The 25,184-nt window shown below is 41.3% G+C and carries 22 protein-coding genes; 6 read left to right on the forward strand and 16 right to left on the reverse strand.

All coding sequences use genetic code 11. The features are described from left to right. Positions 1–16: 16 nt before the first annotated feature. From ACINWC323_RS08165 to pyrG, 6 genes are all read right to left on the reverse strand, one after another. Positions 17–493 (reverse strand): DUF6438 domain-containing protein, encoded by a 477-nt coding sequence (locus ACINWC323_RS08165; protein ID WP_005230682.1) that lies wholly within the window; start codon positions 491–493, stop codon positions 17–19. A gap of 158 nt (positions 494–651) precedes the next feature. Further along, positions 652–1,356, reverse strand: coding sequence for a 2-C-methyl-D-erythritol 4-phosphate cytidylyltransferase (ispD, locus tag ACINWC323_RS08160; protein WP_009512581.1), 705 nt, complete (start codon positions 1,354–1,356; stop codon positions 652–654). Next, entirely contained in the window at positions 1,340–1,711 is a 372-nt protein-coding gene (gene ftsB, locus ACINWC323_RS08155; RefSeq protein WP_005230686.1) for a cell division protein FtsB, read from the reverse strand. The genes ispD and ftsB overlap by 17 nt, the downstream gene beginning before the upstream one ends. 125 nt (positions 1,712–1,836) lie before the next feature. Further along, the gene (gene eno, locus ACINWC323_RS08150) at positions 1,837–3,126 is read right to left on the reverse strand and encodes a phosphopyruvate hydratase (protein ID WP_005230688.1); all 1,290 of its coding nucleotides are present in this window, start codon (positions 3,124–3,126) and stop codon (positions 1,837–1,839) included. A gap of 45 nt (positions 3,127–3,171) precedes the next feature. Next, a complete protein-coding gene (gene kdsA, locus ACINWC323_RS08145; RefSeq protein WP_005286061.1) occupies positions 3,172–4,029 on the reverse strand; it encodes a 3-deoxy-8-phosphooctulonate synthase in 858 nt (285 codons plus the stop codon). A gap of 33 nt (positions 4,030–4,062) precedes the next feature. Next, complete coding sequence (pyrG, locus tag ACINWC323_RS08140) at positions 4,063–5,694, reverse strand: CTP synthase (RefSeq protein ID WP_005230692.1); 1,632 nt, start codon at positions 5,692–5,694, stop codon at positions 4,063–4,065. Between the two features lie 370 nt (positions 5,695–6,064). Between pyrG and ACINWC323_RS08135 the strand changes: the two genes are divergently transcribed. Continuing rightward, on the forward strand, positions 6,065–6,571 hold the full coding sequence (locus tag ACINWC323_RS08135) for a prolipoprotein diacylglyceryl transferase (RefSeq protein ID WP_009512748.1): 507 nt from the start codon (positions 6,065–6,067) through the stop codon (positions 6,569–6,571). A gap of 73 nt (positions 6,572–6,644) precedes the next feature. Here the strand turns inward: ACINWC323_RS08135 and ACINWC323_RS08130 are convergent, their stop codons facing one another. The 4 genes from ACINWC323_RS08130 to ACINWC323_RS08115 all read right to left on the reverse strand — a co-directional run bounded on the left by ACINWC323_RS08130 (position 6,645) and on the right by ACINWC323_RS08115 (position 11,003). Then, complete coding sequence (locus tag ACINWC323_RS08130; RefSeq protein ID WP_009512688.1) at positions 6,645–7,730, reverse strand: YheT family hydrolase; 1,086 nt, start codon at positions 7,728–7,730, stop codon at positions 6,645–6,647. Positions 7,731–7,744: 14 nt separating this feature from the next. After that, a complete protein-coding gene (locus ACINWC323_RS08125; protein WP_009512787.1) occupies positions 7,745–8,464 on the reverse strand; it encodes an SGNH/GDSL hydrolase family protein in 720 nt (239 codons plus the stop codon). 39 nt (positions 8,465–8,503) lie between these two features. Then, complete coding sequence (locus ACINWC323_RS08120; RefSeq protein ID WP_005286072.1) at positions 8,504–8,911, reverse strand: nuclear transport factor 2 family protein; 408 nt, start codon at positions 8,909–8,911, stop codon at positions 8,504–8,506. Positions 8,912–8,978: 67 nt separating this feature from the next. After that, a complete protein-coding gene (locus ACINWC323_RS08115; protein ID WP_009512719.1) occupies positions 8,979–11,003 on the reverse strand; it encodes an NADPH-dependent 2,4-dienoyl-CoA reductase in 2,025 nt (674 codons plus the stop codon). A gap of 124 nt (positions 11,004–11,127) precedes the next feature. Here ACINWC323_RS08115 and ACINWC323_RS08110 point away from each other — a divergent pair, with 124 nt between their 5' ends. Together ACINWC323_RS08110 and ACINWC323_RS08105 are read left to right on the forward strand one after the other, a co-directional pair. Further along, complete coding sequence (locus ACINWC323_RS08110) at positions 11,128–11,688, forward strand: PadR family transcriptional regulator (RefSeq protein ID WP_009512527.1); 561 nt, start codon at positions 11,128–11,130, stop codon at positions 11,686–11,688. Then, positions 11,688–12,608, forward strand: a complete 921-nt coding sequence (locus ACINWC323_RS08105) for an alpha/beta fold hydrolase (RefSeq protein WP_005286081.1) — start codon at positions 11,688–11,690, stop codon at positions 12,606–12,608. Before ACINWC323_RS08110 ends, ACINWC323_RS08105 begins: the two co-directional genes overlap by 1 nt. Before the next feature lie 48 nt (positions 12,609–12,656). Here the strand turns inward: ACINWC323_RS08105 and ACINWC323_RS08100 are convergent, their stop codons facing one another. Then, on the reverse strand, positions 12,657–13,700 hold the full coding sequence (locus tag ACINWC323_RS08100) for a 3-deoxy-7-phosphoheptulonate synthase (protein ID WP_009512791.1): 1,044 nt from the start codon (positions 13,698–13,700) through the stop codon (positions 12,657–12,659). Between the two features lie 615 nt (positions 13,701–14,315). Between ACINWC323_RS08100 and ACINWC323_RS08095 the strand changes: the two genes are divergently transcribed. After that, the gene (locus ACINWC323_RS08095) at positions 14,316–15,887 is read left to right on the forward strand and encodes an ATP-binding cassette domain-containing protein (protein ID WP_009512898.1); all 1,572 of its coding nucleotides are present in this window, start codon (positions 14,316–14,318) and stop codon (positions 15,885–15,887) included. A 55-nt stretch (positions 15,888–15,942) separates the two neighbouring features. Here ACINWC323_RS08095 and ACINWC323_RS08090 read toward each other — a convergent pair whose 3' ends face one another. The 5 genes from ACINWC323_RS08090 to argC form a co-directional block, all read right to left on the reverse strand. Further along, positions 15,943–16,305: a YnfA family protein gene (locus tag ACINWC323_RS08090; RefSeq protein WP_009512586.1), complete on the reverse strand. Its 363-nt coding sequence runs from the start codon at positions 16,303–16,305 to the stop codon at positions 15,943–15,945. Beyond that, a complete protein-coding gene (clpA, locus tag ACINWC323_RS08085) occupies positions 16,305–18,590 on the reverse strand; it encodes an ATP-dependent Clp protease ATP-binding subunit ClpA (protein ID WP_004772396.1) in 2,286 nt (761 codons plus the stop codon). The genes ACINWC323_RS08090 and clpA overlap by 1 nt, the downstream gene beginning before the upstream one ends. A gap of 794 nt (positions 18,591–19,384) precedes the next feature. Further along, positions 19,385–19,798 (reverse strand): ATP-dependent Clp protease adapter ClpS, encoded by a 414-nt coding sequence (gene clpS / locus ACINWC323_RS08080; RefSeq protein WP_162137911.1) that lies wholly within the window; start codon positions 19,796–19,798, stop codon positions 19,385–19,387. 22 nt (positions 19,799–19,820) lie between these two features. Continuing rightward, positions 19,821–20,570, reverse strand: coding sequence for a DUF6776 family protein (locus ACINWC323_RS08075; protein WP_005230716.1), 750 nt, complete (start codon positions 20,568–20,570; stop codon positions 19,821–19,823). An 81-nt stretch (positions 20,571–20,651) separates the two neighbouring features. Next, positions 20,652–21,701, reverse strand: a complete 1,050-nt coding sequence (argC, locus tag ACINWC323_RS08070; RefSeq protein ID WP_009512921.1) for an N-acetyl-gamma-glutamyl-phosphate reductase — start codon at positions 21,699–21,701, stop codon at positions 20,652–20,654. 296 nt (positions 21,702–21,997) lie between these two features. On the opposite strand from argC, the gene ACINWC323_RS08065 reads away from it, so the two are divergent. After that, positions 21,998–23,509, forward strand: a complete 1,512-nt coding sequence (locus ACINWC323_RS08065; RefSeq protein ID WP_009512690.1) for a hypothetical protein — start codon at positions 21,998–22,000, stop codon at positions 23,507–23,509. Positions 23,510–23,654: 145 nt separating this feature from the next. Then, positions 23,655–25,139, forward strand: a complete 1,485-nt coding sequence (gene phoA / locus ACINWC323_RS08060; protein ID WP_009512813.1) for an alkaline phosphatase — start codon at positions 23,655–23,657, stop codon at positions 25,137–25,139. Positions 25,140–25,184 lie beyond the last annotated feature (45 nt).

A 25,184-nucleotide genomic window follows, 5' to 3' on the forward strand; every position in this document is an offset into this window, starting at 1 on the left:
TAAGCCAAAAACCAGCTTAACGTACTAAGTCTTCAATACCGATTAATTTAGGTAATTTTTCAATTACTTTGTTCAACTCAGCATTTGCTGGTGAAATACAGCCGGTGTAATGGCTCAGCTTTGTTACCGTACCGTCCGCTTGTTTCCATGCAAAATATGCACTTTGCTGGTCAGTTGCAGTTTCTGCACAACCGGTGGTTTTAACACTTGCACCTGTGGCAGGACGATAAGTTTGAAGCTCTTGCTGAAGCTTTTTATAAACAGAAGGATCAACTTTTAAATCCTGAGTTCCAGTCACTTTGGTGTACTGTTTACCATCAAAATGAACAGCACCTTCAGGAGTAATCTCAACAGAATAGATTGGACAAGCGCCAAAGCATGGACTGGTAGAATAACGAATCGTTTCTTGAGCAGTCTCTTGTGGTTGTTGAGGAGTCGTTGCACAGCCCACTAAAGAAAAAGTAAAAAGGCCCGCAAGTAATAATTTTTTCATTTATTGATCCATTGTTAAGTATGTTATTCAAATTTAACAAATCGTCAGTTTTTTGTCATTTAGGTTAATGTAAAAAAACAGTAAACTTCACTTAAGTTTACTTAGGCTATTTATAAAGAGAACATCTTAACCCTGCCTTTTAGCTAAAAAATTAAAATCTAAGATGGATTTTGAGATTGTAGAATCAGTCGTGCCAGTTCCAGATCATCGGCATAGGTGATTTTAATGTTGTCCGATCTTCCCTGTACCACTTGCACAGGTTGCTGTGTATATTCCAAAGCACTGGCTTCATCTGTTATCACAACATGATCAGCCAGAGCCTGTTCAATGGCATTTTTTAGTACCCCCAATCTCGCCATTTGCGGGGTTTGGGCTTGCCATAACAGTTCACGGCTTACCGTTTTATCAATCAGATTTTGCTGTGCAACCTGCTTTAAGGTATCACGAACAGGAATGGCCAGAATTGAACTTTGATTTGAATGCTGTGCAGATTCAACCAGACGGGTTAAACAATCTGTCGTTACACACGGACGAGCCGCATCATGAACCAGTACCCAGTCATTTTCATCTGCGATTTCAGATAAATACATCAAAGCATTTAAAACAGAATGCACACGCTCTGCACCACCTTCACAAAAATGCAGTTTATCTTTATGTTGAAATGCTAGTGTCGCGGCAAAATGATCTTGCTCACCAATGGCCAGTACACATCCGGCCAGCTCAAGTGTATGAAGGCGATTAACGGTATGCTCAAGCACAGTATGATTTTGAATATACTGATATTGTTTTAATTCGGTTTTGGAAAAACGACTGCCCGATCCCGCTGCTGGTACAACCGCCCACAGCTTAGTCTGGGTTTTCATTGGTTGCCGTATCTTCTTTTGCGTTTGGATCAATATAAATCGGTTTGTAATGGGTACTAATTGTACTCATTTGTACAAAGGTTTCATTTGGCTTAATTAAACCTAAGTCTAGACGGGCATGCTCTTCAATCGCTTCGCTGCCATTTTTCAAATCAAACACTTCGGCTGCCAAAATACGATTACGTTCTTTTAACTCAGTATTAATTTCAGCTTGCTGACTGATTTGCTGAGTTAAGGCTTGGTGAGGGAAATAACCACCCTCACCTAACCAGAATTGGTACTGTAAGCTTGCAACCAAAACGACTGCAAGCAACAGAATCAATTTACTCGAGGTCGATCGAAATATCTCTAACATGAAAAAGCCCCTACATCCTTCTGAAAGGAAGATCATCTGCGAATTCTATAGGATTATGAATTTGCAGAGTTTCTCTCTTTTGTAAAGAAAGATGATCAGAAGTTTTCAACATAGAGTATTTGACCTTATTTTAGACCTTTGAATTCAGCTTTACCGCGGTAAGCTGCTTTCGTTAACTCTTCAATACGAAGCAATTGGTTATATTTCGCGACACGGTCAGAACGGCAGAGAGAACCAGTCTTGATTTGACCCGCTGCTGTACCAACTGCCAAGTCAGCAATTGTTGAATCTTCAGTTTCACCTGAACGGTGTGAAATTACAGTGCTATAGCCATTGGCTTTCGCAAGGTAGATTGCATCTAAAGTTTCAGTCAATGTACCAATCTGGTTGTATTTGATCAGAATCGAGTTACCGACTTTCTCATTAATACCACGTTGTAAAATCTTAGGATTGGTTACGAATAAATCGTCGCCAACCAACTGGATTTTGTCACCCAGGATTGATGTTAAGTAGCTCCAGCCTTCCCAGTCAGATTCATCTAGACCATCTTCAATCGAAATAATTGGGTACTGGTTTACAAGACCAGCTAAATAGTCAGAGAACTGGTTGCTTGTGAATGCTTTATTGCCTTCACCCGCAAGGACATATTGACCATTTTTGTAGAATTCTGAAGAAGCACAGTCAAGTGCCAGCATGATATCAGAACCAGCTTTGTAACCTGTTTGACCAATCGCTTCAAGAATAACAGTGATCGCTTCTTCGTTTGAACGCAAGTTTGGCGCAAAACCACCTTCATCACCTACAGCAGTGTTTAAACCTTTTTTGTTTAAAACTGATTTAAGCGAATGGAAGATTTCTGCACCTGCACGTAATGCTTCAGCAAATGATGTGAAACCTACAGGCTCAATCATGAACTCTTGAATATCAACATTGTTATCTGCATGCGAACCACCATTGATGATATTCATCATTGGTACAGGCATCGTCAAAGTCGTTTGACCACGAAGATCTGCGATATATTGGAAAAGAGGAATTTTCTTTTCTTCAGCAGCAGCGCGAGCAGCAGCCAATGACACAGCTAAAGTTGCGTTAGCACCTAATTTTTCTTTATTTTCAGTACCATCAAGTTCGATCATCGTATTATCGATGTCTTTTTGTTCAAATACTGATTTGCCCACTAAAGCGTCACGGATAATCGTATTTACGTTATTAACCGCAGTTTTAACACCTTTACCCAAATAACGTGCTTTATCGCCATCACGAAGTTCTAAAGCTTCACGAGAACCAGTTGAAGCACCAGATGGTGCACATGCACGACCAACAACACCAGATTCTAAAATAACGTCTGCTTCGATGGTTGGGTTACCACGAGAATCCAAAATTTCACGTGCACGGATGTCAACGATTTGGCTCATGAACAATTCCTCTGTTGAATGAAAAACAAGATGCAAGTTATTGCATCAGTGGGTGTCTAACTTTTTGAATCCTTTAACTAAAGTATCCAATTCTTTTAATTGTGCCAAGAATGGCTCAAGCTGAGATAAACGCAATGCACATGGTCCATCACATTTTGCAATTTCCGGTTCCGGATGCGCTTCCAGGAATAAACCCGCTAAACCGGTTGCCATACCCGAACGTGCTAAGGTTGTGATTTGCGCACGACGGCCACCCGCGGAATCAGCACGTCCGCCTGGTGTTTGTAAAGCATGGGTTACATCAAAGAATACTGGCACATTCATTTCTTTCATGGTGTCAAAGCCAAGCATATCTACAATCAGGTTGTTGTAGCCAAAAGCTGAACCACGTTCACAAAGAATGAGTTTGTCATTCCCGGCTTCCAGACATTTATGCAAGATATGACGCATTTCATGTGGCGCTAAGAACTGTGCTTTTTTGATATTGATAATGGCTTGGGTTTTTGCCATTGCTTCAACAAGATCAGTCTGACGACTAAGGAAGGCAGGAAGCTGGATAATGTCTGCAACTTCAGCGACAGGCGCTGCCTGGTAAGGTTCATGGACATCGGTAATGATTGGCACATTAAAATGCTTTTTAATATCTGCCAACCATTCGATGCCCTTTTCCAGACCGGGGCCACGGAATGAATTCAGGCTCGAACGATTTGCCTTGTCAAAGCTTGCCTTGAACACGTAAGGAATATCTAAGCGTTTGCAAATATCAACATACGTTTCAGCAATTTCAAATGCTAAATCTTTCGATTCAAGTACGTTCATTCCGCCAAATAATACAAATGGCAAATGATTTGCCATTTGTATATCGCCTAAACGTACAACTTCTTGTGGTTTTAATTGTGACATTTAAACTATCCCAGTTTATTTAAAACTCAGTATTTACTTTTGGTGCTGATTTTTAGCAGCCCCGATAAAACTAGCAAATAATGGGTGTCCATCACGTGGTGAACTTGTAAATTCCGGGTGGAATTGTACAGCAATAAACCAAGGATGTTCAGGAATTTCTACAGTTTCAACTAAATGTTGTACTGATGAATAACCTGAAATTTTCATACCAGCTTGTTCAAGTGCCGGGATAAAACGATCGTTCATTTCATAACGATGGCGATGACGCTCAGTAATTTCAGCTTTGCCATAGACTTCACGGGTCTTGGTGCCTTCAACCAGTTCTGATTTTTGTGCACCCAAACGCATGGTACCGCCCAAGTCAGACTCAAGGCTACGTTGCTGTAACTCACCACGTTCGTCTAACCATTCAGTGATTAAACCAATCAATGGATATTTGGTTGAACGGTTAAATTCTGTTGAACTTGCTTCTGGCATCGCTGCAACGTTACGTGCATATTCAATCACGGCCAATTGCATACCTAAACAGATGCCAAGGAATGGAATCTTGTTTTCACGTGCATACTGAATCGCTTTCATTTTGCCTTCAGTACCGCGCTCACCAAAACCACCTGGGACCAAGATCGCATCAGCTGTACTTAAAACACTAATGTCTTGCTGTTCAAGCTCTTCAGCATTGACATAATCAATCTGAACTTTAACGCGGTTCTGGATACCTGCATGTAGAAGTGCTTCGTTTACAGATTTATAAGCATCTGGAAGTTCTACATATTTACCGACCATTGCAACACGTACTGTGTATTCAGGATTCAATAATGCTTCAACAACATTGTCCCAATCTTCAAGATTTGCTTCTGGAAGATCATTGAAACCAAAACGTTCGCAAATCAAGTCATCAACATTCTGTTCGTAGAATGTACGTGGAATTTGATAAATGGTTTTAGCATCTTTACATACCACAACGGCACGCGCTTCAACATTGGTGAACAATGCAATTTTACGTTTGGTATCAACATCGACATCGTATTCAGTACGGCAGATCAGGATATCTGGCTGAATACCAATTGAAAGAAGTTCTTTCACAGAATGCTGGGTTGGCTTGGTTTTCAATTCCGCAGCAGATTTGATATAGGGTAACAAGGTCAAATGCATCAGCATTGTGCGTTTATGACCCAACTCAACCATAAGCTGACGGACTGATTCCATAAATGGAAGTGATTCGATATCACCAACAGTACCACCAATCTCAACGATTGCAACGTCGTAACCTTCACCTGCGCGAAGTACGCGTTCTTTAATGTTATCGGTAATATGTGGAATAACTTGAACCGTACCACCCAGGTAGTCACCACGACGTTCTTTGTTTAAAACGTCCTGATATACACGACCGCTGGTAAAGTTATTCAGTTTGGTCATTTTCGCACGACGTAAGAAACGTTCGTAATATCCCAAATCTAAGTCAGTTTCAGCACCATCCTCTGTGACGAAAACTTCACCATGCTGAAATGGACTCATGGTACCTGGATCGACATTAATGTATGGATCCATTTTTACCATAGTGACTTTTAAGCCACGAGCTTCCAAAAGTGCAGCAACAGAAGCAGCAGAAATACCTTTACCTAGTGATGAAACCACACCACCAGTGACAAAAATAAAATGGGTCATTGAGTTTCTCGTACAATCGAGCCGAAATCGGCCTACAATGTTGGGCAATTTTACTGTACTCTGCCCCTATAAAGCAAAGTCAAACCGCATCAATTCAAAGAACTATAAACAACTGGTTATTCTATCAGCATTTTCGATAAAAATTTACGGGATTTGTCGATTTTTCATCCTTAAATTACGTTTCATCGTGCAAATTTGTCCTCAACGCCGTTAAAAATCTGTTTTTCAATTTCTACAAATGAACCATTCGGCTGACGACAATTTGCAAGCAATTATAAAATATAAACAAACTCAACAAAGCATGGGGATTTCTTCACTTACTTTTACTGTTATAATTGCGGCTGTCCTTATTCAATATGTTGTTTTAGCAATGGCAAATAAAAAACTTTTAATTTGTGCAGCACTGGCGACTGGTCTTTTATTAACTGCGTGCGTGAAAAAAGAAGAACCTAAAAACGAAGAGCAGCAAGACCAGACCACGACTGAAACTCAAACTCAGCCACAACCTGAACCTGAACAAATTCAGGAGTTTGAATCGCTAGAAAGTGTTGATAAGCAAGAGGCTCCTGCGGCTGCTGTTGAAACAACGCGTGAACAAACTGAAAATACCACCACTGAAATTCGTCGTGAAATCCGCCCTGCTCAGACTGAAACACCTGATGCAACCGAAACGCCACGTACTGAACAACCAAAACCGGCTAAGACAGAACAGCCTAAAGCTGAGCAATCTGTAAAAGCTGAACCAAAACCAGCGAAAGTAGAGCAGCCTAAAGCTGAACCAACTGCAAAAGCGCCAAAATCATCTACACCAGCTCAAAGTGAAGATGATGCTGTTGCCGCTGCCATTGCTGCTGCTACGCCTGCATTAAACAACTAATGTTTTAATCGCTTGCTGTAAAAAGCCATGAGCTGACTCAATTACAGCTCATGGCTTTTTTATTTCTACAACATTAATAGTTCTTAAAGAAATCAGCCATCAAACGTGAAGCCCAGGATTTTACACTTAACGTTTCATAGAAACCGCAATGACTACCCTTCTTGGTGGTGACCACGGCTATATTTTCCATCTGCTGTATGGCTTCTTTATATGGCTCCAGATTCTTGATTGAGCATACTGGATCATCTTCGGCATTCAAAATCATCAATGGAATTTTGACATTTTCAAATACATAGATCGGGTTGATGGCCTGACAATAACTTTGATAATCCTGAAATCCTGCCATTTCAAAATATTCTTTCTCAAACTCTTCCAGGCTGGTTGTGGCAAGCACTTTTTCTATAGATGCAAGCTGTGTCCATGTGTTCTGATAGGGATAAATGAAGTATTTAAACAGCTTCTTGGTCATCATCTTGCTATAAAATGGATGAACATTCTTAAAGCCAATTTCTGTGTTATAGCCTGGACACATTGCAAATGCAGCTTTGAACGGTGTATCTGCACCTTGTTCACCGAGATAGCGTACTAGCAAACCGGTACCCGCAGAAGAACCAACGGCATATAAGTCTGATTCCGGAAACAAGCCTTGAATATGCGCCAATTGTTCTTTTAGATCACTGGTCGAACCAAATAGTGAAATGCGTGGCACAGGCATCGGTAACCCCGCATGACCACGGCGCAAACACAGCGCAATTCTCCATCCGGTATATTCATGCAAGTCTTTGACCAGTTCGCGCATACTCTCAGGTGTCCCAGTAATGGTATGCATGATCACAACCGTTGGCGTATCTGCCGGTAAATCATAGCCATACCATGCAATTGCCGTTACCCCACCATCCTGCATGTGCAATTGCTCGATTCGATCATATTTGAGTTTGACCATCTTTTTACGAATCACATCAAAATACAGAAGATGGAGATGGGTATTGCTCAGCCACGGTGTTGGACGATATTTTTGCTTTAATTGCGGTAATTTTTCCAGAACATCTTTAATTTTCCCTTTAGGGTCATAATACATTTTCGGTTGTTCGGCACCGAGCACTGTATCAAAAAGTTCTGAACCTAAAACTTTGATTTTATCTAAAGCTGATATACCCATATCTAGTACCGCCTCTAATGATGAGTAAATGTTTGTCGCACTAAAGTAGCGACCTGTTGTCCCCAGATGGCATAAATTTCTTTGCCAGGATGAAAACCATCGCTGGCCATTGGCAGATTCATCGCCTGAAAAGTTTCTACATCATATTGAATGAAATGAAATTGTGGCTGCGGCGCCAGCCATTGTTGTAATACTTGATTCATCTGTTCTGCATATTGTCCAAATAACCAGGCCAAAGGATTCGGCAAGGCTGGAAAATGCTGCATCGGTGGTACACCAGACACAATAATAAGCTTGGGCTGAAACTGTTGTTGGATATAACTAAAAAGTTGTTTTTGCTGTTTCAACCAAGACTTTGCCGAAGTCAGTTTGGTGACGTCATTGACACCAATCGAGGTGACGATTACATCATAACATTGCTGATCTAACTGTTGTACTGTTTGGTAAACTTGTGCAGTGGTATCGCCTGTTTTTGCTTGCAGTTTCCATTGTAAGCGATATTCATTTTGCAACTCGGAAATGATGGCGCCCGATAAAGCCTGTTGTTGGGTTTCCACTCCCACGCCTGCAGCAGCTGAATCTCCGATAATCAGCAGAGACAATGGCTTGCCTTGGCCAATAATACCTTCGCGCGCGCCATCGGCCTCTAAAAGTCGTGGTGTATTTTTACGAACTTTCGTACCCTGAATGAGTAATACAGGCAATAAAGCCAAAGTTGAAAGTTTTAACCACATTTTAAATCTCTTTATATTACTTAGGCTATTTTTAGCACTTTAGTTGGGTTGATACTTGGCAAATCTTGCGCCCATCTTCTCTGCCAATGCTGCCAAACCACTCATCGGACGGATCATGACTTCAAAATCAATGATTTTTCCTTGCGCATTAAAACGAATCATATCAATACCCTTGAGCGATTTCCCGCTGACATTAGCACTAAATTCCAGCACTACATTCTCACCATCTTCAGTATAAAATTCACGGTGATAAGTAAAGTTCTCAAATACCTGAATCACATTGGTCAAAATAAAAAAGACCACATGTTTGCCTTCATAAGGTTTATAAGCAACGGGTGAGCGGAATACCACATCTTCTGCGAGCAAGTCATTCAACGCAGACAAATCGCCAGCTTTGATCATGTCATGCCAGATTGCTAAGGCTTGTTTTGTTGTTTCAAGTGTCATTGTTATTTTCCTTCCTATCTAAAAGTGAATGAGCACTTCCTCTCATGAGAAAATACTCATTTCCACCTTATAAAACAGCTGCTAATTCAGCACCTTGACGAATTGCACGTTTGGCATCCAGCTCACCTGCTTCTTTCGCGCCCCCAATCAGATGAACATTTTTACCATCTGCTTTAAGTTGGTCGAACATTGCAGTATAGGATTCCTGACCCGCACAAATCACCACATTGTCTACCTCAAGCACCCGGCTCTGACCATCGACGGTAATATGTAGACCTTGGTCGTCAACCTTGTCGTAGCTTGCTCCTGCAATCATTTTCACATCACGATGTTTTAAGCCAGTACGGTGAATCCAGCCCGTAGTTTTACCTAAACCAGCGCCAACAGATGCTGTCTTACGTTGTAATAAGTAAATTTCACGTTCAGACTTTTCCAACTCAGCTGCTTTTAATCCGCCGACATGCTGGTAAGTTGTATCAATTCCCCACTCTGCATAGAACTTTTCAGGGTTTAAGCTGCCACTATCCCCTTCGTGAGTTAGATATTCTGCAGTATCAAAACCAATACCACCGGCACCAATAATGGCAACACGCTTACCGACAGGTACACGCTCTTTTAAGACCTGGATATAGCTCAACACTTTAGGATGATCAATACCTTCGAATTGTAATTGACGCGGTGTTACACCTGTTGCAATCACGATATCATCATAGTTGGCCTGACTTAGCTCTTCGTAAGTGGCTGTATGATTCAGCACTAACTCAATATTCGGCTGTAATTCAATCTGGCGTTTGAAATAGCGTAAGGTTTCGTAGAATTCTTCTTTACCCGGAATGGTTTTGGCGATATTGAATTGCCCACCAATCTGGTTGCTGGCATCAAAGACTTTTACTTTATGACCACGACTGGCCGCATACACCGCAAAGCTCAAACCTGCTGGACCAGCACCAATCACTGCAATATTTTTGACTGCATGGGTTTCTTTGAAAATCAGTTCAGTTTCATAACACGCATGGGGGTTGACTAAACATGTGGCAATCTTCATAGAGAAGATATGGTCTAAACAGGCCTGGTTACAACCGATACAGGTATTGATCTCATCGCTACGGCCTTCACTGGCCTTTAATACGAACTCAGGATCGGCCAGCATTGGACGTGCCATAGACACCATATCTGCATGACCAGAGGCCAATACATGTTCCGCCATTTCAGGCGTATTGATACGGTTTGAAGTAATCAAAGGAACTGAAACTTCACCTTTGAGCTTTTCAGTCACCCATGTAAATGCTGCACGCGGTACTTTGGTTGCAATGGTGGGAATACGCGCTTCGTGCCAGCCAATCCCTGTATTGATAATGGTTGCACCCGCTTTTTCAATTTCTTTCGCCAGTTGAATCACTTCTTCCAGCGTTGAACCACCTTCAACCAGATCCAGCATCGACAAGCGATAAATAATGATGAAGTTCTCACCGACCAACGCACGGGTCCGCTTTACGATTTCAATCGGGAAACGAATACGGTTTTCATAGCTACCGCCCCATTCGTCATCACGATGGTTGGTACGGGCCGCAATAAATTCATTGATCAGGTAACCTTCCGAGCCCATGATTTCAACCCCATCATAGCCTGCATATTGGGCAAGCTTGGCGCAGTTGGCAAAGTCATCGATGGTTTGCTGCACTTCGGCTGAAGTGAGGGCTTTGGGTTTAATCGGGTTAATTGGCGCCTGAATCGCAGAGGGTGCCACAATCTCAGGCTGATAAGAATAACGGCCAGTATGCAAAATCTGCATGGCAATCTTACCGCCCGCCTCATGCACAGCTTGGGTAATCACTTTATGTTTGTCTGCTTCGTCAATACTATCGAGCTTAGACGCATGCGCGAAAGTCAGGCCAGCATCGTTTGGTGAAATCCCGCCAGTGACAATTAATCCAACATCCCCTTTGGCACGTTCCGCATAGAATGCAGCCATACGCTCATAACCTTGAGGTGCTTCTTCCAAGCCAACATGCATAGACCCCATAAGCACACGGTTTTTTAAAGTGGTAAAGCCCAAATCAAGTGGCTTTAATAAATGTGGATAAGCTGACATGTTTTCTCCTTTGGCTCGCATTCTGCTTGCTAATGCAACTTGTTGCATAAAGTTATAAACAAGATTTGATTTTTATGCAACATATTGCATAATTCTGATGAGTCATTTTTTATTATGGAACATCATGTCACTCGCCCATGTTTTATTGACCAGCCTATTAGAGAAACCGAGCACAGGTTTTGAACTGGCTCGTCGCTTTGACCGCTCAATGGGCTTCTTTTGGAATGCGACTCATCAGCAAATATATCGTGAACTCAATGGTATGCTGAAAAAAGGATGGATTTCGACATTAGAAGAACAAGCTGCAAATAGCCGAAAAAAGACCTATCAAGTGGAACAACTGGGTAGAATACAACTGGCTGCATGGATTGAACAGCAAAGCGAACCTGCACAATTACGCGATGATCTTATGGTCAGGTTAAGGGCTGAAGCTCAACTGGGCGGCAATAGCATTTTGCCGGAGCTGGAACGCCATCTATCGCTTCATAAGGAAAAATTAAGCCTTTATCAAGCCATTCATGCTAAAGATTTTGACAATAGCGAACCCACCAACCGTGTGCTGTTCATCCATAAAATGATTCTTGAACTTGGTATCATTACAGAAAGTGAATGGATAAAATGGTTGGAACAGATGATCCCTCAATTGAAAAAGTTTGAGGAAGCAAACGAGACTGGAGAACAATAATGCCATTTTATAGCATGCCGGATCAGGAAAAATTATTTGTACGACGTGTCGGTGAAGGTGAACCTGTGCTGGTGTTGTCAGGTCTGGGCATGCAAAGCTGGCAATGGCTGCCTTTCTTATTTGCCAATCGCAAACAATATGAATTTATCATTCCAGACTGGCGCGGTTTTGGCGGTTCAAAACATTGTGCGATTCCGGATCTCGATGCAATTTCGAGCCACTGGAATGATGTAAATAGTCTCATTGAGCAATTAAAACTGGATCAGTTCATCCTGATGGGCTATTCCATGGGAGCGACCACAGCCATGCATGGCATGAAGCATGGTAATTTGGCCGAGAAACTCAAAGCATATTTACATATTGACCAAACGCCAAAGATCTCAGTCGATGAATCCTGGCAGTATGGCTTATTTGGTGAAAAGCATCCGCAATTTAAAAGCCTCCTGCTCGATATTCAAACCTTGTTGCTCGAGTACAAATACGCACAGAAGCTTGAAGATTTACCGAATGATATTCGCTATAAGCTAGTGAGCTTATGGGGCGCCTTTATTGAGCTACAAGGCAGTAATAACTATAGTCCGAAAATTTTCAAACTGGCGCTCAATCGTCCTTTCCTACAAAAGTATTTACTCCCGATTCAACGTCTGGATTACTTGCTTTGGTATGTAGAAAACTATCTTAACCATGATGAAGATTATCGCGATGCAATTCGCCAGTTAAATTGCCCGACAACCTTCTTTATTGGTCGAGAATCTACCCTGTACCCTGAAATGGGACAAACCCTGATCGCAGAGAGCTTGTCAAATGCGACAGCGGTTTATTTCGAACGCTCTGGGCATACGCCTCTGATTACTGAACCAAGAAAGTTTAGTCAGGAAATTGGTCATTTTCTTGCAGCTCATTCCATTCAGGCCGCTTAAATTAAGCTGAATAAAAAAAAGCCAGTCTGATGACTGGCTTTTTTAGCTTTAGTTTTTATGTCGCATTTGTTCAGCCACATCCAGCAAAGCCTGTGCTGTTTTATCCCAACCCAGACAACCATCAGTAACTGACTGACCATAGGTCATATCACAGGAAATTTTTTGATTACCATCCACCAGATGACTCTCAATCATGACACCGCGTACTTTCGATTCAGCACGCTCTGCAATGATTTGCTGCAAGACTTGGGGTTGTTTTAGCGGATCTTTGGCACTATTGCCATGACTACAATCAATCACAAGCGCTGGTAAATGCTTATGTTTGAAATGCATGGACTGGATTGACGCCAAATCATAATTAGTACCATGATTTGAGCCGCGTAAAATCAAGTGTGGTAATGGATTACCTGCACTATGCAGGATCGCAGGCAAACCCTGTTGGGTCATCCCTAAGAATTGATGGCCATGCAGTGCTGATTGAATCGCATCTAAAGCAATTTGAATCGAGCCATCGGTGCCATTTTTAAAACCAATGCTGTATGGCATGTGGCTAGCAATTTCACGGTGAATTTGTGATTCGCTGGTTCGCGCACCAATTGCACCCCAAGCTAGCAAGTCATCAAAGTAACCCGTTGCCATTGGGCTCAGAATCTCACTGGCAATCGGCAAACCTTTTTCTATTAATTGTAAGTAAAGTTCGCGGGATTTTTCTAAACCCAGTTGTAAATCTGATGATCCATCTAAATTTGGATCGTATAAAAAACCCTTCCAGCCCACTGTGGTACGTGGTTTTTCAATGTAGGCACGCATCACCAGGAAAATCTGATCTTTGACTTGTTCTTGGAGTTGTTGCAGTCGATCAGCATATTCGAGTACTGCGACAGGATCATGAATCGAGCAAGGCCCGGTAATCACCATTAGACGATGATCTTGTCCTGATAAAATATTTTGAATCGTTTGACGATGTTTTGAAATTTGCTGCGCTAAAGTTGCAGACAAGGGATACTGCGCTTTGAGTTGTGATGGCAAGCTAAGCATTGATTCTTTTGTGTGTGTTTGTGGTTGTGTCAAAGCAGTATTTAAAGCATTCATTTTTCAATTCCTTTGGACTGGCCTTCTTCGCAGTCCTTTTCATTTATTTGAGCGAGAGTGATCTAAGCGATGTTGATTTTTTTGCAAAGTAAAACCAGGTGATCTTGCTAAAATATGAATAATTAAATGTGTACATGCTATTTCTCCTAAGATGATGATTGTTAAAGCATAAAAAAACCTGATCGGTGTTGCCGATCAGGTATTAACTGGTTGGGCAACCCTTTTTGCTGCCCGAAACGCATCAGGCAAAGATTAATATTGCCAAAAATAAAAGTATGCGTTTGTGTTTACAGTATGCTTTAACATGTTTATTTCAAATATCTAAAAAACTGTGTCTAAGTATTAAATTACGCACTATTTCAGCATTTGACAAGCATTTTTTATGTTTTTTTAATCAGCACTTCAAAATCCTGAAATTTGACCTTTGCTCGCTTAACTCATAGAATAGATGAAAAATACAGCAACCCGAGATTACGCCAATGAAGTAAGTCCTATTTTTATCATCAAAATCCATTTTTATTTTTGATGTGCAAAATAGACTTATCTATCATTTAGCAACATTCCTAAAATTATCTATATTTCTCTATTTTGCATATCCTGTTTATGAGGTTTCTTATGACTCAGCAGGCATGTATCGTTTCAAATCTATCGCTTGAATTGGCGCAGCACAAAATCTTTGATCAGCTCTCATTCCAGCTTCCCTTAAATCAGTTTTGCGGGTTGATTGGACGTAATGGTCAAGGTAAATCACTATTGATGTCCCTGCTTCAGGGACAATCGACTGAACTCGCTTATTCAGGTCAAATTAACTGGCAATGCCCACATCAGCATCTTGCTCAGCTTCAGCGTGTACAAGCCCATACCATTGCTCAAGTGTTGGATATTGAAGATTTATATCAGTGCTTTGAACGGATTCAGCAAGGTACGGCTTCATTTTCCGATTATGATCAAGTTGAACAGCTCTGGCATTTACCCACCGAATGGCAACACCTGCTAGAAAGTGCAGGATTACCTACTGCACTGGATACATCGACTCAACATTTGAGTGAAGGCCAAAAAACCAAGCTTGCGCTTTGTCGGTTATTTCTTCTTAAAGATCATTATCTTCTTCTAGATGAACCGAGTAATCATTTAGATACTCAAGGACGACAATGGTTGATTGAGCAAATGGCACAACACCCTACCGGCGGTTTAATTATCAGTCATGATCGACAGTTGCTGTCTCATGTGCAGGGTATTTTTGCCTTAAATCAACTGGGGCTACATTACTACGGTGGCAATTATGCACTCTACCAGCAGCAGCATCAGCGACAAGTCGAAGCATTGTCAAATGCAGTGCAGCAAGAAAAACGCGAGTTAAAACAGCTGAAAGAACAACAGCATCAGAATCAGATGAAAGCACAAAAGCGTAAAAAAACAGGTGAAAAATTAAGAACCTCTGGTTCTCAGGCTCCTATTTTATTGGATGCCAAGAAAGAACAGTCTGAGCAATCGCTTTCACACCTGCGCAAACAGCAGAGCAAACAGCTTGCAGATGCAAAAGATGAGCTGCAGCAAAAACAAACGCAACTGGAACATCTTAAATCCCAGTCTTTTGAGTTTACTCATACGACGGGTAAATCAGGTGAAATCTTACGTTGCCAGCAATTACAACTGACTTACACAAAGACCAAGCCGATTGATCTAGCTCTATCAACGGGTGAAAAATTGCATTTACGTGGTGCAAATGGTACGGGCAAATCCACTTTACTCAAAACTATTCAAGGCTTAATCCCGCCACTTACAGGAGAAATTTATTGCAAAGCTAGTGTTGTCTATCTGGATCAGAATCTTTCATTACTTAATGAAAATCTATCTGCCGTTGAATATCTATGTGGTTTAGATTCAAATCTGACCGGACAACAGGCCCGTACCCTATTAGGCAACCTACAAATCCGTAGAGATAAAGCCCTGAGCTCTTTAACAACATTGAGCGGTGGAGAACGTTTGAAAGTGGCATTATTGGGCTTAAAACAACAAGCAGTTGAGCTGTTACTTCTCGATGAACCAGAGAATCATCTCGATATTGAATCTCGTGAATTACTGGCCCAAGCGATCCGCTCTTTTAATGGCGCTGTGATACTGGTGTCGCACGATGAAAGCTTTGTTGCAGAATGCGGGATCCATGCAAGCTATGTACTCAGTTAATTTCTATAGGACTTAATCTCAGCATGGCGACAATCTGTACCATGCTGATGTTTATTTAACGCACCAAACCTTGCGGCTGCAGAATAATCAGGCAGGCGCCGCAAACAACAACAATCCCGCCCAAAATATCCCAACTTGTCAGCATGACCTGGTCAACATAGCGTAACCACATCAAAGCTGTAAAAATGTAGATCCCACCATAAGCCGCATAGATACGCCCCGATGCAGCCGGATGTAAGGTTAGCAGCCAAACAAATACAGCCAGACTTAAGACTGTAGGAATCCATAACCAATGTGACTTGCCTTGATTTAAAATCAAATAAGGAAAATAACAACCTAAGATTTCAGCAATTGCCGTGATGAAAAATAACCCAAATACTTTAAGTACTTGGGTTATTGAGAAAGAAAGTTCAAACATTAAGCAGGTTCAGCACTCGGGTTAATATGATCTTCAAATACTTCCAGTTTTAAACCGACTTCTTTGCCATTTTCTGTTTTCACAGAAACTGCAACGTTACCGCCATGCTCAGCAAGCTCACCGAATAGAATCATCTCGGCAAGTGGCTTTTTCAGATGTTCCTGAATCAGACGCTGCATCGGACGAGCACCCATCAGACGGTCATAACCGTTGGTTGATAACCAGTCACGTGCACTTTGATCGACATCCAGCACCACCTGTTTCTCATCCAGTTGCGCTTGCAGCTCGGTCAAGAACTTATCGACCACTGAATCAATAATCGTGGTTGGAAGTGCTTTAAATTGTATCACGCCATCTAAACGGTTACGGAATTCAGGTGAGAATGCACGTTTCATTGCATCCTGATTGTCTGAACTATGATCTTGTTCAGTAAAGCCAATGCTGGCACGGACTATACTTTCAGCACCGATATTAGTGGTTAAAACAATAATCACATTTCTGAAATCTGACTTTCGGCCGTTGTTATCGGTCAACGCACCATGGTCCATGATTTGCAACAACAAATTAAATACATCTGGATGTGCTTTTTCAATCTCATCAAGCAACAGTACACAATGCGGATTTTTATGAATCGCATCAGTCAGCAAACCACCTTGATCATAGCCCACATAGCCCGGAGGTGCACCGATCAAACGGGAAACCGCATGACGTTCCATATATTCCGACATATCGAAACGAACCAGTTCGACACCTAACAGCTTGGCGAGCTGTTTGGTAACCTCAGTTTTACCTACCCCTGTTGGGCCAGCAAAAACAAAACTACCGACTGGTTTATCTGGTGCTTTCAAGCCTGCACGAGACAATTTGATCGCTGATGAAAGTGCCGTAATGGCTTCATCTTGCCCAAATACCACACGCTTAAGATCACGTTCCAGATTCTCAAGCACGGACTTGTCATCTTTAGAAACCGTTTTCGGTGGAATACGGGCAATTTTAGAGACAATATCCTCGATATTTTCAACAGAGATAGTGGTACCATCTACTTCCGCTTTTAAACGGCGTTGCGCACCTGCTTCATCAATCACGTCAATGGCTTTATCTGGCAAGAAACGGTCATTGATAAATTTCGCAGACAACTCCACAGCCGCAACTAACGCTTTATCATCGTATTCAACATGATGGAAATCTTCGAACTTGTTTTTCAAGCCACGTAAAATTTCAATCGTTTCATTGATACTCGGTTCATTCACATCAATTTTTTGGAAACGACGAGACAATGCATGATCTTTTTCAAATACCTGACGATATTCCTGGAAAGTGGTTGAACCAATGCAACGCAAGCTACCATTTGCTAATGCAGGCTTGATCAGATTCGATGCATCCATGGTGCTACCCATGCTCGAACCAGCACCAATAATCATATGAATTTCATCAATGAATAGAATCGCATTTGGATTCTTTTTCAAAGCATTCAATAACTGTTTCAAACGCTTTTCAAAGTCACCACGATACTTGGTACCTGCGACCAGTGCACCGATATCCAGACTATACACTTCAGCATTTGCCAATGGTTTTGGCGCTTTCCCGTTCACGATTAACCAAGCTAGACCTTCAGCAATTGAGGTTTTACCGACGCCCGGATCACCCACTAAAAGCGGGTTATTTTTACGACGACGACATAAAATTTGTGCCGCACGCTCAATTTCTTTTTCACGTCCAATTAAAGGATCTGTTTTACCCTTTTGAGCTTCAACATTTAAGTTAAGGGTATATTGCTCCAATGGGCCTGCATTGGCAGACGCCGCATTTTCACCTTCAATATCTTCAACTTCTTCCTCAACCTGAATCTCATCTTTACGTGTGCCATGAGATAAGTATTGAGTCAGTGTCAGACGGTTAATTTGATGACGTTTAAGCAAATAAACGGCAAAAGAATCACGTTCCGAATACATTGCAACCAGTACATCCGCACCTTCAACAGTACGATCGCCGCCGCTTGACTGAACATGGAAAATGGCACGTTGCAGAATTCGGTCAAAACTCTCTGTCGGATGAGGCGCCTGTTCGCTATTATCACCAAGTTTCGGGGTATGTTGCTCTACATATTCCTCTAGTTCTTTACGCAAAGTAACGATATCAGCCCCACAGGCTTTTAACGCATTTACGGCTGAATCATTATCCAGCAAGGCAAGCAACAAATGTTCAACTGTCAGAAACTCATGTCTCTTTTGACGAGCCATGCTAACAGCCAAACGTAACGATACTTCTAATTGACGACTGAGCATGTAACCCCCTTATATCTTGGGCTCTATCAAAAAAAGAGAATCTTTTAATGAAAAAGCAAATTATTAACTTGATCCGCTGAGCTTCTGTAAACGTGGTTGAATCTACATCTACAAGTCTCTTTGCTTCATATTCTACTGTTAGCATTAGTTGACTATCTTGGTCAAGTTTCAAAACAAAGTATTGTTGTAAAAACTCAATTACAAAGTAGATAAAACCCAGCCATTTGATTAAATATTCAACAAATTTGATGATTTACTTAATAAATATCAGAATAATGTAGTTAAAGTGAATTTTTCAAATGTTAATTAGGCTTCATAAAAATCAAGCCAATATGAATTAACATTTTAAGGATGAATACTAAATCTCAATATCATCAGGCGCTAAATTCCTGAGAAGCGTAGAGACTTCTCAAGAGTTTTTGCTATGCGTTTATAGAGCAGGAATAAGTTTTAACGCCTTCACTCTCAGTATAGGAGCCATAACATGGCGCAAGGTCTTGCGCTCGGAACAAAGCTTCACTTTTCTTAACGCTTTCACTCGCAACATATGAGCCATAACATGGCGCAAAGTCTTGCGCATGAGGAATGGAATTCCGCAAGTGCTTCGCTTTTCTTAACGTCTGCACTCACAGCATAGCTGTTCGTCTTGCGCAGCTAAAAAGCTTAGCTTTTCTTAACGTCTGCACTTACAGCATAGCTGTTCGTCTTGCGCTCGGAACAAAGCGTTGCTTTTCTTAACACTTACACTCACAGCGTAGCTGTTCGTCTTGCGCAGCTAAAAAGCTTCGCTTTTCTTAACACTGCTCAGGTTCGATCTGGCATAACAATGGATGACCTTGCGCGCGGGCATAGTTATTCACCTGATTGGCTTTGGTTTCAGCGATATCTCTTGGATAAATGCCTGCTGTTCCCTTACCTTCATAATGAACGGTCAGCATCACCTGACTGGCCTGGTCAAAGTCCATACCAAAATAACTTTGTAGAACTTCAATGACAAAATCCATTGGGGTGTAATCATCATTCATTAAAACCACCGCATATAATGGCGGACGCGTTAATTCAGGTGGGGCTGTTTGTACAACCACTTCACCTTCATGATCTTCCTGCGAATCACTTAAACGTGGATTTAAGTGCCAATCGACATAACCTGATTGATGAAAAGAGTTTTTCACTTCACTTAAATTCATTTGACGCTTGTATCTTCGCATATCCAGTTCTTAATCTAAAAAATTATTGAGCATTCGCTTCGGCTTGAGGAATTTCTGACACAAAAGCAGAACTTACATCCACAGGCTTACCACGTTGCCAGCTAAAACGTTTAATGATCGGTGTACCTGATCCAGTTAAGCGCACTTCAATAAATTGCGGCGTAAAGCCTTTTGGCATGGTCCAGCGGCCAGTTAAACGCTCAAAATCCTCAAAGTTGAAGTTTTTATCTTCTAAAGGTACGACTAAAACTTCAGTATCTTTAATCAGACGTAATTCGACTGAACCTGAAGCACGGCGTTTGTTCGGGCTGACCTGAACAAGATCAATCTGATATTCATACGCATTTTCAGGTAATGACTTAATTGCCATATTTTGAATCGTTAAACTTACACCACCACGTTGTCTGAGGATTTCACGATAAATCGCATTCATTCCCTCAAACTGGGCTTTATCTGCATTGGCCTGATTCACAGATTTGAATAGATCATCTGCGTTGCCTACTGCCATATCACGCTCTTGTACAGCTGCATTTAAGCTCTTACTCACAGCATCCAAAGCGGTCTTCTGTTTCTGGACAACATCGACCAATTGTTCCGCATCAGCATCGTAACCAACAACGGTTAAACCCTGACGGTGTCCGACAGTATAACCCAGCATAAAACTACTACCGATCAGAACGGTAGCACCAATAATCAAAGGTAAATTCGTTTTTAAAAACTTATTTTTTTCAACGGAACTGTCTGGTGAAGTAGTCGGTTCAACGTTTTCCATCATCATCTCTATCGTTATGATTTGCATCAAAGCACACATTAAAATCGAAATTTAAATGTGTGTGAAGTAAAAAAGCGTTTTTTATGGTAATAAACCAATGCCTTCTAAGCCAGCAGCCTCATCGAAACCGAACATGAGATTCATATTTTGAATCGCCTGACCCGCTGCACCTTTGACTAAATTGTCCTGAGCCACCAACACAATCAGCTTATTCGGCTGCGGGCGATAAAGTGCAATTCTGAGCTCATTCGCACCGCGAACACTACGAGTTTCTGGTGAGCTATTTGCAGGCATCACATCAACAAAACGTTCATCTTTATAGAAATCTTCATAAAGCTTCTGCAAGTCTGCTTGCTGACCCTGTTCATTTAAATCCACATAAATCGTGCTCAACATGCCACGAATCATCGGAACCAGATGAGGAACAAAAATCAGCTGATCAAACTGTCCTTTTTGACCTGAAATATTTTCCAGTGCTTCAACAATTTCTGGATGATGACGATGCCCAGCAACGCCATAGGCTTTGAAATTATCTGCATTTTCACTATAAATCATGCTAAGACTAGCTTTACGACCCGCACCAGAGACACCAGATTTCGCGTCAACAATAATACCTTGCGTATTGACGAGCTGAGTATTCGATTTCAACAAAGGTGCCAAGCCCAATTGTACCGTTGTTGGATAACAGCCAGGATTACCAATGACTTGAGCCTGTTTGATCTTTTCACGATTTAATTCAGTTAAACCATAAACAGAATCTTTCAAAATCGTTGGACAGCTATGTTGCATGCCGTACCATTTTTCAAATTGCTCAAGATTTTGCAAGCGAAAATCAGCTGCTAAATCAATCACTTTAGTACCAGCAGCTGTTAAGATTTCTGCATGCTGCATGGCAACACCATGCGGTGTTGCGAAAAACACCACATCACATTGTTTCAACTGTTCTAAATCCAGATCTGAAAACTGAAGCGTCGTGTGGCCACGTAAACTTGGGAACATATCCGCAACGCGCTTTCCTGCTTCTGTACGAGAAGTGAGAATACGAACTTGAACCTGTGCATGTCTAAGTAATAGACGTAATAGCTCAACCCCTGTATATCCAGTTCCACCAACAATACCAACAGAAATCACGTGTGACACCTCTAGCTTTCATTTAGGCCAGTAGTATGGCAGTTTGCCCTGTTTTACACAATCTTCAAGTCTCTAACTTTTAACAAAATAAAGATGGGTTAGCTAAGAAATTGATAGGCTGGCCTTCATTCTTTATGCTTACAGAATGTTTAATAAAGTTCAAAACAAACGGTTTGAAGCAAAATGATTTCACCATTGGTCAAGAAACACTATTGTTTCCACTAGCGATTCGAATAGAATAAAAAAACATTGCGGTAATAATAAATTTCATGGATGCAAAACTTTGGAGAGCTGGAATGCCTTCTTTGAAACAAAAACAAAGATTAAATCACTATATTTGCTTGGGACTCAGTACCCTGCTATTAAGTTCAACATTGGTTGGATGTGGAAGTGGTGAAAGTGAAGCTCCGCTTCCGACTGAAACTCCAACGACACCGACACCCAGCCCAAGAACCTTAAATGTTAAAGTACCGGTGGAGATGCGTAATATAACGATTAAGGTTTATGACAATACAGACAACACTTTAATTTTAGAACAAAAAGCCAATACCACTACCAACCTTGTGCTTACCTTACCTCAAAACATCCAGAACCGGATTTATAGAGTTGAATTAACAACCCAGCCAACTGCACTTATTTATAATCCATTATCAGGTCAATACGATAACGTATCTACTACTTTAAACGCACTCATTGAATTTAATCTCAACTCAACAAGTAAAAATGTTTTTATTAATCCAAACTCAGAAGCGATTTATCAAAGAGCGCTTATTCGTTCGGGTTACCTTCCAAGTGATACAAAAATTGATCCAACAGGGATTAGCAGCTTACACCTTAAACTGGCTTCCAATGATGTGAATACCGCTTTATTAAGTGCTTTTAATAGTATTGATCTACCTAATTTAAGTCCTGCCTATTCACTCAGTAGTTTTACAACCCAAGATGTCGCTGATTTCCCCGCACTTTATACAAGTATTTTTTTCAGTTTTGGTTATATTCAACAATGGGCTAACACCTTCCCAAACGACTTCTTTAACGAATTTACCAAGAATCTGGCAGTCGATTTAAGAGATGGGCAACTTGATGCAAAAAAAGTTCGGGGTGATAAAACAACTTTAAGAACACTGATTACCACTGCACCAGAAAATGTCGATCCCGCTCAAAATACGCTGTTAAAAATCGCTGCGAACCAGAAAACAATTCGGGATCAATATGGTGCCTCTCTAAAAGAAGCGACCTTAGAACTGGCAAAGAGCTATCAGCAAGATTCAATCAACCTACCAGGCTATAATTTATTACAACAAAAAGTTTATGCTTTCGATCCTCAAATAGAATCTAACGATTCATTTCGCGTTTCTGGCGCTGGAGATTATCGTCGCGCAGTTGGCTTTGTAGATACCACTGCCACCTGCAATGGCTCTGCTTATCCATGTAAGCAAGGCTTAACTGGCATTAATCTGGTGAATGTGAATTTACCTTCTATTGAGTATTTAATTGGTCATTATGACGATGGTAATGGCTGCCAACTTAATGTGCGGGCAAATGGTGTACTTGAACTGATTAAAGGTTCTCAAAATTATCGCTCAACTCTTGATGCCGACAGTACTGATAATCTATTACAAGTCGATAAAACCACTCATGAATATCTCCTCAATAGCAGCTCATCTCAGCCGACTAACCCGACCTTCCAGTACAATTTCATTCAGATCAGAATCAAAGCCAATCAGGTAATCAGTGCAAATGCTGGGCTTGACAATCGTAAAGCTCCCGATCAACTGCAAACAACACAATTACAATGTAGTTTTTAAAAACTTAAAATATTAATGAAGGCACTGGAATTTCGATTCCAATGCCTTTTTAAAATAATATAAATAAAATCAAAATATAATTTTAACCAAACCTTAACATTTTATTATTACTATCCATTTCAACTAATATTTAGGTTGAAATTAAATGAAACTTAAACCATTACTTTTACCCGCTCTTATTTCATTGCTTGTTGGTTGCGGAAGCGACAATGATTCCGCTAATAATAACCAGCCATCCCCACAACCCAAACCACCAACAACAGAACCTCCGATTTCCTCTCCCAACCCACAGCCCGGAGAATTATTAGAACCGGGTGCAAACGGTGATATTCGTCAGTTCGGTGGTGCAACCCGCTTAAAACAAGAACGTACCCAAGCTTTAAAAAATTCTTTAAGTGACAAGACCGTAAAAAATATTATTCTGTTTATTGGCGATGGCACCAGTGATTCCGAGATTACCTCAGCCAGAAACTATGCCGAAGGTGCTGCGGGTTACTTTAAAGGTTTAGATGTACTCCCTTTTACCGGAAGTTATACCACCTATGCGCTGGATAAGAATGGTGCAATTGATTATGTTACAGACTCGGCAGCTTCTGCGACGGCATGGGCTTCAGGGGTTAAGACCTATAACAATGCACTTGGTGTAGATATCTATCAAAAACAGCATGCAACTATTCTGGAACTCGCCAAGAAAGCTGGTTTTGCAACGGGGAATGTCACCACCACAGAGTTACAAGATGCAACGCCTGCTGCCTTGGTTTCGCATATCAGCGCACGTAAATGTTATGGACCAAATGAAACCAGCAAACGTTGTCCCGAAAGCGCACTTGAGAAAGGTGGATTAGGTTCAATTACCGAACAGCTTTTAACAACTCGAGCAGACGTGACTTTAGGCGGCGGTAAGAAAACATTCTATGAAGTAGCAAAAGCAGGTCCTTTCCAAGGCAAGACATTATTTGAACGCGCGAAATTAGAAAACTACCGTATCGTCGAAGACCTCAACGCGTTAAAAGCAGTTGATCGTGCCAATCAAAACCAACCTTTACTCGGTTTATTTGCAGATGGAAATCTTCCTGTGATCTGGACTGGTCCCGCAACTCAATTGAATGGACATAAGAAAGAAGCGGAAAGTTGTAGAGATAATGCTGAATTTAGTGCTTCTACACCCCGCTTGGCTCAAATGACTGAAAAAGCCATTGAGTTACTTCAACCCAACCCCAAGGGTTTCTTCTTACAGGTTGAAAGCGGTTCAATTGATAAAAGAAATCACGCAGCAGATCCATGTGGTCAAATTGGTGAAACAGTACAACTCGATGAAGCGATTCAGGTTGCCTTAAAATTTGCAAAACAACATGGTGATACCCTGATTATTGTTACAGGTGACCATGCGCATACCAGCCAGATCATTCCTGTGGATGGAGACAGTCCTGGCCAAACAGCAGCACTTAAAACCAAAGATGGTGTCGAAATGGCAATCAACTACGGCACTGCACCTGAAGGTAAAAGCCAGCATCATACCGGCGCCCAGGTTCGTACAGCCGCTTATGGTCCGCGTGCTGCCAATGTATCAGGCTTACTCGATCAAACTGATTTATTCTTTATTATGAGAGATGCTTTAGGCATAAAATAAAATAGTTTTAAGGACAGCAGTCTTTCGAGGCTGCTGTCATTTACA

Origin of the sequence: Acinetobacter sp. WC-323, assembly GCF_000314615.1 — a bacterium.
In the GTDB taxonomy this organism is placed as follows: domain Bacteria; phylum Pseudomonadota; class Gammaproteobacteria; order Pseudomonadales; family Moraxellaceae; genus Acinetobacter; species Acinetobacter courvalinii.

Bases quoted from the DNA above. Each gene is read 5' to 3' on its own strand.
- ACINWC323_RS08115 (WP_009512719.1), bottom strand. From the start codon at position 11,003: ATGTCAGCTTATCCACATTTATTAAAGCCACTTGATTTGGGCTTTACC.
- pyrG (WP_005230692.1), bottom strand. From the start codon at position 5,694: ATGACCCATTTTATTTTTGTCACTGGTGGTGTGGTTTCATCACTAGGT.
- kdsA (WP_005286061.1), bottom strand. From the start codon at position 4,029: ATGTCACAATTAAAACCACAAGAAGTTGTACGTTTAGGCGATATACAA.
- ispD (WP_009512581.1), bottom strand. From the start codon at position 1,356: ATGAAAACCCAGACTAAGCTGTGGGCGGTTGTACCAGCAGCGGGATCG.
- ACINWC323_RS08130 (WP_009512688.1), bottom strand. From the start codon at position 7,730: ATGGGTATATCAGCTTTAGATAAAATCAAAGTTTTAGGTTCAGAACTT.
- ACINWC323_RS08065 (WP_009512690.1), top strand. From the start codon at position 21,998: ATGCCTTCTTTGAAACAAAAACAAAGATTAAATCACTATATTTGCTTG.
- ACINWC323_RS08120 (WP_005286072.1), bottom strand. From the start codon at position 8,911: ATGACACTTGAAACAACAAAACAAGCCTTAGCAATCTGGCATGACATG.
- ACINWC323_RS08110 (WP_009512527.1), top strand. From the start codon at position 11,128: ATGTCACTCGCCCATGTTTTATTGACCAGCCTATTAGAGAAACCGAGC.
- clpS (WP_162137911.1), bottom strand. From the start codon at position 19,798: ATGCGAAGATACAAGCGTCAAATGAATTTAAGTGAAGTGAAAAACTCT.
- ACINWC323_RS08075 (WP_005230716.1), bottom strand. From the start codon at position 20,570: ATGGAAAACGTTGAACCGACTACTTCACCAGACAGTTCCGTTGAAAAA.
- ACINWC323_RS08090 (WP_009512586.1), bottom strand. From the start codon at position 16,305: ATGTTTGAACTTTCTTTCTCAATAACCCAAGTACTTAAAGTATTTGGG.
- ACINWC323_RS08135 (WP_009512748.1), top strand. From the start codon at position 6,065: ATGGCAAATAAAAAACTTTTAATTTGTGCAGCACTGGCGACTGGTCTT.
- ftsB (WP_005230686.1), bottom strand. From the start codon at position 1,711: ATGTTAGAGATATTTCGATCGACCTCGAGTAAATTGATTCTGTTGCTT.
- ACINWC323_RS08165 (WP_005230682.1), bottom strand. From the start codon at position 493: ATGAAAAAATTATTACTTGCGGGCCTTTTTACTTTTTCTTTAGTGGGC.
- eno (WP_005230688.1), bottom strand. From the start codon at position 3,126: ATGAGCCAAATCGTTGACATCCGTGCACGTGAAATTTTGGATTCTCGT.
- clpA (WP_004772396.1), bottom strand. From the start codon at position 18,590: ATGCTCAGTCGTCAATTAGAAGTATCGTTACGTTTGGCTGTTAGCATG.
- ACINWC323_RS08100 (WP_009512791.1), bottom strand. From the start codon at position 13,700: ATGAATGCTTTAAATACTGCTTTGACACAACCACAAACACACACAAAA.
- phoA (WP_009512813.1), top strand. From the start codon at position 23,655: ATGAAACTTAAACCATTACTTTTACCCGCTCTTATTTCATTGCTTGTT.
- ACINWC323_RS08105 (WP_005286081.1), top strand. From the start codon at position 11,688: ATGCCATTTTATAGCATGCCGGATCAGGAAAAATTATTTGTACGACGT.
- ACINWC323_RS08095 (WP_009512898.1), top strand. From the start codon at position 14,316: ATGACTCAGCAGGCATGTATCGTTTCAAATCTATCGCTTGAATTGGCG.
- ACINWC323_RS08125 (WP_009512787.1), bottom strand. From the start codon at position 8,464: ATGTGGTTAAAACTTTCAACTTTGGCTTTATTGCCTGTATTACTCATT.